The sequence below is a fragment of the Petrachloros mirabilis genome (assembly GCF_975968855.1).
This window is the reverse complement of record NZ_CDLUDY010000148.1, coordinates 1-6,531: the sequence shown is the minus strand read 5'-3', so window position 1 is coordinate 6,531 and position 6,531 is coordinate 1. Positions and strand designations below refer to the sequence as shown.

8 protein-coding genes are annotated in these 6,531 nt (G+C 55.8%); 6 read left to right on the top strand and 2 right to left on the bottom strand.

The window, feature by feature from the left end; genetic code table 11:
- On the bottom strand, positions 1-400 hold a 400-nt coding region (locus ACWVCN_RS05975), incomplete at its 3' end, for a hypothetical protein (protein ID WP_455244636.1).
- Positions 401-458: 58 nt separating this feature from the next.
- On the opposite strand from ACWVCN_RS05975, the gene ACWVCN_RS05970 reads away from it, so the two are divergent.
- The 6 genes from ACWVCN_RS05970 to ilvD all read left to right on the top strand — a co-directional run bounded on the left by ACWVCN_RS05970 (position 459) and on the right by ilvD (position 5,844).
- Positions 459-1,394, top strand: coding sequence for an ATP-binding protein (locus tag ACWVCN_RS05970; protein ID WP_455244635.1), 936 nt, complete (start codon positions 459-461; stop codon positions 1,392-1,394).
- 81 nt (positions 1,395-1,475) lie between these two features.
- Positions 1,476-2,504 carry a DnaJ C-terminal domain-containing protein gene (locus ACWVCN_RS05965; RefSeq protein WP_455244634.1) on the top strand — a complete coding sequence of 343 codons (1,029 nt, stop codon included), beginning with the start codon at positions 1,476-1,478 and terminating at the stop codon, positions 2,502-2,504.
- A 399-nt stretch (positions 2,505-2,903) separates the two neighbouring features.
- Positions 2,904-3,071, top strand: coding sequence for a hypothetical protein (locus ACWVCN_RS05960; protein WP_455244633.1), 168 nt, complete (start codon positions 2,904-2,906; stop codon positions 3,069-3,071).
- 81 nt (positions 3,072-3,152) lie between these two features.
- The gene (locus ACWVCN_RS05955; RefSeq protein WP_455244631.1) at positions 3,153-3,794 is read left to right on the top strand and encodes a Spy/CpxP family protein refolding chaperone; all 642 of its coding nucleotides are present in this window, start codon (positions 3,153-3,155) and stop codon (positions 3,792-3,794) included.
- A gap of 27 nt (positions 3,795-3,821) precedes the next feature.
- Positions 3,822-4,163 carry a PepSY domain-containing protein gene (locus tag ACWVCN_RS05950; RefSeq protein WP_455244630.1) on the top strand — a complete coding sequence of 114 codons (342 nt, stop codon included), beginning with the start codon at positions 3,822-3,824 and terminating at the stop codon, positions 4,161-4,163.
- A gap of 7 nt (positions 4,164-4,170) precedes the next feature.
- Positions 4,171-5,844 carry a dihydroxy-acid dehydratase gene (ilvD, locus tag ACWVCN_RS05945; protein WP_455244629.1) on the top strand — a complete coding sequence of 558 codons (1,674 nt, stop codon included), beginning with the start codon at positions 4,171-4,173 and terminating at the stop codon, positions 5,842-5,844.
- Here ilvD and ACWVCN_RS05940 read toward each other — a convergent pair.
- The coding region (locus ACWVCN_RS05940) for a class I SAM-dependent methyltransferase (protein WP_455244628.1) at positions 5,841-6,531 on the bottom strand (691 nt) is incomplete at its 5' end. The two genes, ilvD and ACWVCN_RS05940, sit on opposite strands and share 4 nt — an antisense overlap.

Below are 6,531 nucleotides of genomic sequence, written 5' to 3'. Positions count from 1 at the left end.
CTTCGAATGGGGCACTGGGTTCTACATCAACCCTGTCTCGCCGGAAGAATCGGCCAGATGTTTGCGCGAGGTGCACCTCTAGATAGGCCCGGGCAAGAGGAAGAAGCGCGCGCTTAGCGTCTGCTTGCCTCTTCCCTGTCGCAGGGCCTATTATCGCATCATGCAAGTCCAACTCAGCCATCCTCACCGGAGCGTGGAAGTCAAAGGTCCCAAGCGCGCCAAAGACGTCTTGCGAGAGCTCAATCTCGTCGTTGAAGCCCACTTGGTGATCCGTGGCGACGAACTCGTGACCGAGGATGAGATGATCTCCGACAAGGATCAGATCGAAGTCAGGCCGGTGATCTCGGGCGGCTCCGGCGAGCCACAGGCAAAAGGTTCCAGGCACGCGGCGAAGGGCCATGAGGAATCATTCCGGTCCTCCTGCCCTTAGCCTCTAGCGTCAAGGTCATGGACATTCAATGAATTGTACGAAATGCAAATCGAAAGCTGCGATCAAGCTCCCGCGCCACCATGCAGCGTTCTGCAAGAACTGTTTCAATACCTTTGTCCATGATCAGACGGCCAAGGCCATCCGGTCTCAGAAGATGTTCGGCAAGGACGACAGGGTTCTGGTCGCCGTGTCTGGCGGGAAGGACAGTCTGGCCCTGTGGGATATTCTTCTCAAGTTGGGTTACAAGGCCGACGCGCTCTATGTGAATCTCGGCATCGGCGGCTATTCGCAACGTTCCTACGAAAAGGTCAGGAAATTCTCTGAAACGATCGCGGCTCCGCTCGGGGCCACACTTCATGTTCACACGGTCGAAGAGGAAGAAGGGGCCGGCATCAAGGAACTGTCGCAGCTTGTCCACCGCCCGACCTGCTCCACGTGTGGCACGATCAAGCGCTATCAGTTCAATCGCGCCGCACTCGAAGGCGAGTATGACGTGATGGCAACCGGCCATAACCTGGATGATGAAGCAGCCCGGCTGCTTGGAAATGTCCTGCACTGGCAGGACCAGTATCTGGACAAACAAGGACCGAGCCTTCCGGCCTCCGTGGAGGGGTTTGCAAAGAAAGTAAAACCTCTCTTTCGTCTGACGGAGCGAGAACTGGCGGCCTATTGCGTTTTGAATAAGATCGATTACATCGTTGACGAATGTCCGATGGCACAAGGAGCAAGAACGCTTCTCTATAAGGAAGTGCTCAACCGCCTCGAAACGGAATCCCCAGGCACGAAACAAACCTTCTATTGGAGGTTCCTTGAAAGGCAGGCGAGGAGACAGTCCACGCCGTCAAACATGATGGATAAAGACCAGGCAATGCTCCATCCCTGCTCAGTCTGCAAGCAACCCACCACAGCGGAAGTCTGTTCCTACTGCAAATTGATGGTACGAGCCAAAACGACGACCTCTTGAGTCCCTGCTTACCCTTGCAAAGGCCTTAGTGACCCCGTAAGCTGCGCTTGATTCTCTGCCGCAAGCGGTTATTTTCATTATATGGCTACAACAGCACGGGACTTTTACCAGATCCTCGGAGTTGCGAGGAACGCGTCTGCGGACGACATCAAGAAGGCCTATCGTCGCCTCGCCAGACAGTACCACCCTGATCTCCATTCGGGCGCTAAGAAAACAGAGATGGAGAAGAAATTCAAGGAATTGAACGAGGCACACGAAGTCCTCTCCGATCCCGATAAACGCAAGAAATACGACCGGTACGGTTCGCAGTGGGAACAGGCCGAAGCCTATGAAAAAGCTCGTCAGCAGGCCAGCGGCCAGGGATTCAGCTGGCAACAGACCGGCGGTGGATTCGGCGGCGAAGCCTTCGCTGACGTATTTGAAGATCTATTCGGCGGACGCACGCGCACCGGAACAGGCCGAGGTTTTTCTAGCCCTGGGGACGACCTTGAAGCTGAGGTCAATCTGAATCTGCGTGAGGTCCTTACGGGCGTCACAAAACGAGTAAGCCTCAGGGAAGCTTTACCCTGCTCAACCTGCCAGGGAACCGGGGCCCATCGCGGTCGTGCCTGCCCGACATGCTACGGCAACGGAATGGTTTCCGAGCCCAGGACGATCGACGTCAAAATCCCCGCGGGAGTTCAAGACGGCACGCGAGTTCGAGTCGCGGGCAAGGGACAACCGGGATTTAACGGCGGGAAGCGCGGCGATCTTTATCTCCATGTCATAATCGAACCAGACCCGATCTTCAGACGCCAAGGCAGCGATATCCATGTGACCTTGCCTGTCTATCCATGGGAAGCTGCTCTCGGTGCTGAAATCATGGCTCCAACCTTGACGGAGCCGGTGCGCGTGAAAGTCCCGGCCGGCAGCAAATCTGATGGAAAATTGAGGCTCAAGGGCAAAGGGCTTCCTTCGGCCGCCGGAGGGCATGGCGACTTGTTTTTGATCTTGAAAATCGTGATGCCTCCTGCAACCACGGAAGAGGAACAACTTCTCTATGAACGCTTGAGCCGCGGCAGCCATCCAGATCCCCGTGCAGAGTTGATGGCCCAAACAAGAACACGGTAGCGGCATAGCCCCGACTGAGTGTGCTGCCCTCGCGTTCAGCTCACGCTTCGTGATCGTTGATCTCATCGCTACGACGCGGGATTTCCTGGTAATGACTGATAAATGTACGTTGGATTAGCGCCTTCGCATGGCACGGACAGTCGTCTGGTCTTCGTCGGCATTCTCGGCGGATTTGCCCTCATCGGCCGATGGCTCTTTTCGCTCTCGAGTATTTTCCTTCCCGCCATTCAAGTTCCTAACCAGTTGTGCTGCTATTGGTTTCATTGGATATGCTAAGACAGGAACCGCGGAAGGTGCCATGAAAGAGGACATCGTTATCACACTGCTGGCTGTTCCAGAGCATGCGCGCCCTGCGGTATTTTGAGAGAGATCCTCCTCGCAGCATAAGCGATCTCATGGATGTACCGTGCATTGCTGTCGGCTTGCGTTGCACTCGGCGGTCTGGCAAGCTACATCGTCCTGGCGCTGGGAGCCTCCGGAGTCAAGCGGACGAGCCCGCTGGCTGAAATGATCATTGCTCGATTCATGGGCTTCTCCTCCCGCCTTGGCCGTTCAATTTCTCTTTGAAGGTCTCAAGGGCGCCGGTGGCTTGTATATGCGATAATCATCACCTATTCTGGTGAAGTTTTACTTCCAAAGGAGGAACGCATGACGACGGCAATTGGACGGACGTTTACACTTAGTCTCGCAACTGCCTTTGCTCTACTGCTCGGTCTTTCCGGTGCGTGGGCCAACGAACCAGGATATGGAAACGACGGGCATCGACGCAGCGGCCACGGCGCGATGGCCGGCCATGGGATGGGCATGATGCACAGCAGCGCCGGCCATCTGATCCGCCACCTTCTGAAACACGAAAAGGATATCGGTCTTACGGCTGATCAAGTGACGAAACTGAAGGAAATCCAGTTGAATCTGGACAAGGCACGCATCAAGGCTGAGGCCGATATCCAAATCGCCGAACGCGAACTCAAGGCATTAATCGACGATGAAAAATCCGACTTAGGCGCCATCGAAGCAAAGCTCAAACAGAGTGGAGATCTGCAAGTCGGGCTGCGAATGACGTCGATCAAAACGCGTCGGGAAGTTCTTGGCCTCTTGACTGCAGAGCAGCGCGGGAAAGAGAAGTCCGTCCACGAAAAGATGATGCAGCAGCACAGGGGGAGCGGAACAGGCCATGGTGTTCCCCACGGGGGAACGGGAGGCCCGCACGGCGGTTCTCCCATGGGCAGCAGCCCTCATAAGGGTTCCGGCAATCCACCCTCTGCTCCGGGAAGTATGTCCGCTCAATAAGATCAATGCACAACCATGGAGGTCTTCATGAAAATTCTTGCGCTAACCCTTACGATAGCGGGATTCGTATTCGCCGTCAGCACGCCGTCCTGGAGCGATGACAAAGAAGGAAAGACTGCCGACCTGATCAAGGATGCCAAGGTCACGATCGATCAGGCGGTCAAGACCGCCCTCGAAAAAGTTCCCGGGACAGCAGTCGAGGCTGAACTCGAGAAAAAACACGGCAAGACGGTATGGGAAGTGGAAGTGGTAGGGGCCGACGGCAAGACGACGGAAGTCCACATCGATGCCGCGACCGGCTCGGTCATCGATACGGAAGCGAAGAAGGAAGAAAAAGAAAAGAAGAAAGAGGGAAAGAAAGGAAAGTAATCTCGTTATGGCAAAGGAACTCAAGCTGAAGAGTCACGATTTGCTCGTTGGTCCGGGGCGGGCCCCGGCACGAGCCATGTTAAAAGCCGTAGGGTTCACCGATGAGGACCTGTCTCGCCCGATTATCGGTGTTGCGAATACATGGATTGAAGTGATGCCGTGCAATTTCCATCTCCGGCGCCTGTCGGAACAGGTCAAGGCCGGTATCCGGGCAGCCGGTGGCACTCCCATCGAATACAACACGATCGCCGTCTCCGACGGGATATCAATGGGCACGGAAGGGATGAAAGCCTCGTTGATCAGCCGAGAGGTCATCGCCGATTCGATTGAACTGGTTGCTCGCGGACATCTCTTCGACGGCGTCGTTGCGCTTTCGGGCTGTGACAAGACGATCCCCGGCACCGTGATGGCACTCGCGCGTCTGAACTTGCCGTCATTGATGCTCTACGGCGGTTCCATCATGCCCGGGCACTTCCAAGGTCATGACGTGACGATTCAAGATGTCTTCGAGGCGGTCGGCAAACATGCCTCCGGGAAGATGACCAACGCTGAACTGAAAGACCTCGAAGACCATGCTTGTCCAGGCCCCGGGGCCTGCGGTGGACAATTCACCGCGAATACCATGGCGATTGCTTTTGAGTTCCTCGGTATCTCGCCGATGGGGCGGAACGGTGTCCTTGCCATGGACAAGCGAAAAGATGATGTCGCATTTGAGTGCGGGAAGATAGTGATGGAACTGCTTAGGAACAATCTCCGCCCACGGCAGATTATTACCCGCAAGTCGCTTGAAAACGCGATTGCAGCTGTTGCTACTACAGGAGGCTCCACGAATGCTGTGCTGCATCTTCTCGCCATTGCACGAGAGGCCGGCATCAAATTAAGCATCGATGACTTCGATAAAATCAATCGCAGGGTGCCATTACTTGCCGACCTGAAGCCAGGCGGCCGCTTTGCCGCGGCGGATCTCTATGCCGCCGGCGGGACGACGCTCGTCGCGAAACGGCTGCTCGATGCGGGATTACTCCACGGTAATCAGCCCACCGTCACCGGACGAACGATTGCGGAAGAGGCCGAGACGGCTTCGGAAACCCCTGGACAACAGGTGCTTCGACCACTGTCCAGTCCGATTAAAAAGACCGGTGGACTCGTAATCTTGAAGGGCAATCTTGCGCCGGAAGGGTGCGTGGTCAAAGTAGCCGGCCATTCGATCATGCATTTTAGAGGGCCGGCGAAGGTTTATGACCGTGAAGAAGACGCCTTCGTCTCAGTTAAGGGGGGACAAATCAAGGCGGGAGATGTCGTCGTGATTCGCTATGAGGGGCCCTCTGGAGGCCCGGGCATGAGAGAAATGTTGGGAGTGACAGCAGCGATTGTCGGTGCCGGCCTCGGTGATTCGGTCGCCTTGCTGACCGACGGACGTTTCTCCGGTGCGACACACGGCCTTATGGCCGGCCACGTGGCCCCCGAAGCCGTGAGGGGCGGTCCCATCGCGGCCGTGAAGAACGGGGACATGATCGTCTTCGATATCGCTAAACGCCAACTAAACGTCGAGCTGTCGAAAAAGGAGATCACGGCAAGACTCAAGAAAGTCAAACAGCCGGTGCCGCGCTATACGATAGGCGTCATGGCCAAGTACGCCCGACACGTGTCCTCGGCATCGGAGGGGGCGGTGACGAGCTAGCGCCGTTCAGAATTTGAAGGTTTCTCCAGGCACACCGCTAAAGTGTGAGTCGTAGCATCTTCGCGATGGTACCGGTGCAGGTAGCAAAGAGAAGGTAGCGCCTGAGCGATCGCCTCGCTCACTTGCGATTCCTCGTGTCGAAACTGAAAGCCTGCGGATGCGAACAATCTTGTCCAATCGGACTTCCTCAGACGATTGACATAAGAACTTCGATTCCACCGCATCAGATTCCATAGCGGCTCGGAATATCGAAGGCAATCGAACAGCTTCAGCGGATCCGGATCTGACTTCCCGTACCATGAATGGTCCCCCAGATCGATGAGAGCAACTAACCGGCCACCACCCCGTAACACCCTGAAACATTCCTCTACCGTAATCGCCGGATATCGCAGGTGCTCGAAAGCCGTGTAGGACCACACCATATCGAATCGATTTGACTCGAACGGGAATGTCTTGCCGTTATAAATCCGATAGGCAACCGATAGATCATTCGCCCTCGCAGCGGGAATATAATCAATGACGTCCAGAGCCGTACAGCTCCTGGCTCCGGCCTTCAATGCCCGTTCTAGCACCCCCACCGCCTGTCCTGGTCCGATTTCGAGAATATCCTTCTCATTGATCGGACCGAACCGGGCATAGAATTCATACACACCTCGCACTCTTTCTGAATCGTCAGTGAGGCCGGTG

Coding starts and splice junctions, on each gene's coding strand:
- ACWVCN_RS05955 (WP_455244631.1), top strand. CDS start 3,153: ATGACGACGGCAATTGGACGGACGTTTACACTTAGTCTCGCAACTGCC.
- ACWVCN_RS05965 (WP_455244634.1), top strand. CDS start 1,476: ATGGCTACAACAGCACGGGACTTTTACCAGATCCTCGGAGTTGCGAGG.
- ilvD (WP_455244629.1), top strand. CDS start 4,171: ATGGCAAAGGAACTCAAGCTGAAGAGTCACGATTTGCTCGTTGGTCCG.
- ACWVCN_RS05970 (WP_455244635.1), top strand. CDS start 459: ATGAATTGTACGAAATGCAAATCGAAAGCTGCGATCAAGCTCCCGCGC.
- ACWVCN_RS05960 (WP_455244633.1), top strand. CDS start 2,904: ATGTACCGTGCATTGCTGTCGGCTTGCGTTGCACTCGGCGGTCTGGCA.
- ACWVCN_RS05950 (WP_455244630.1), top strand. CDS start 3,822: ATGAAAATTCTTGCGCTAACCCTTACGATAGCGGGATTCGTATTCGCC.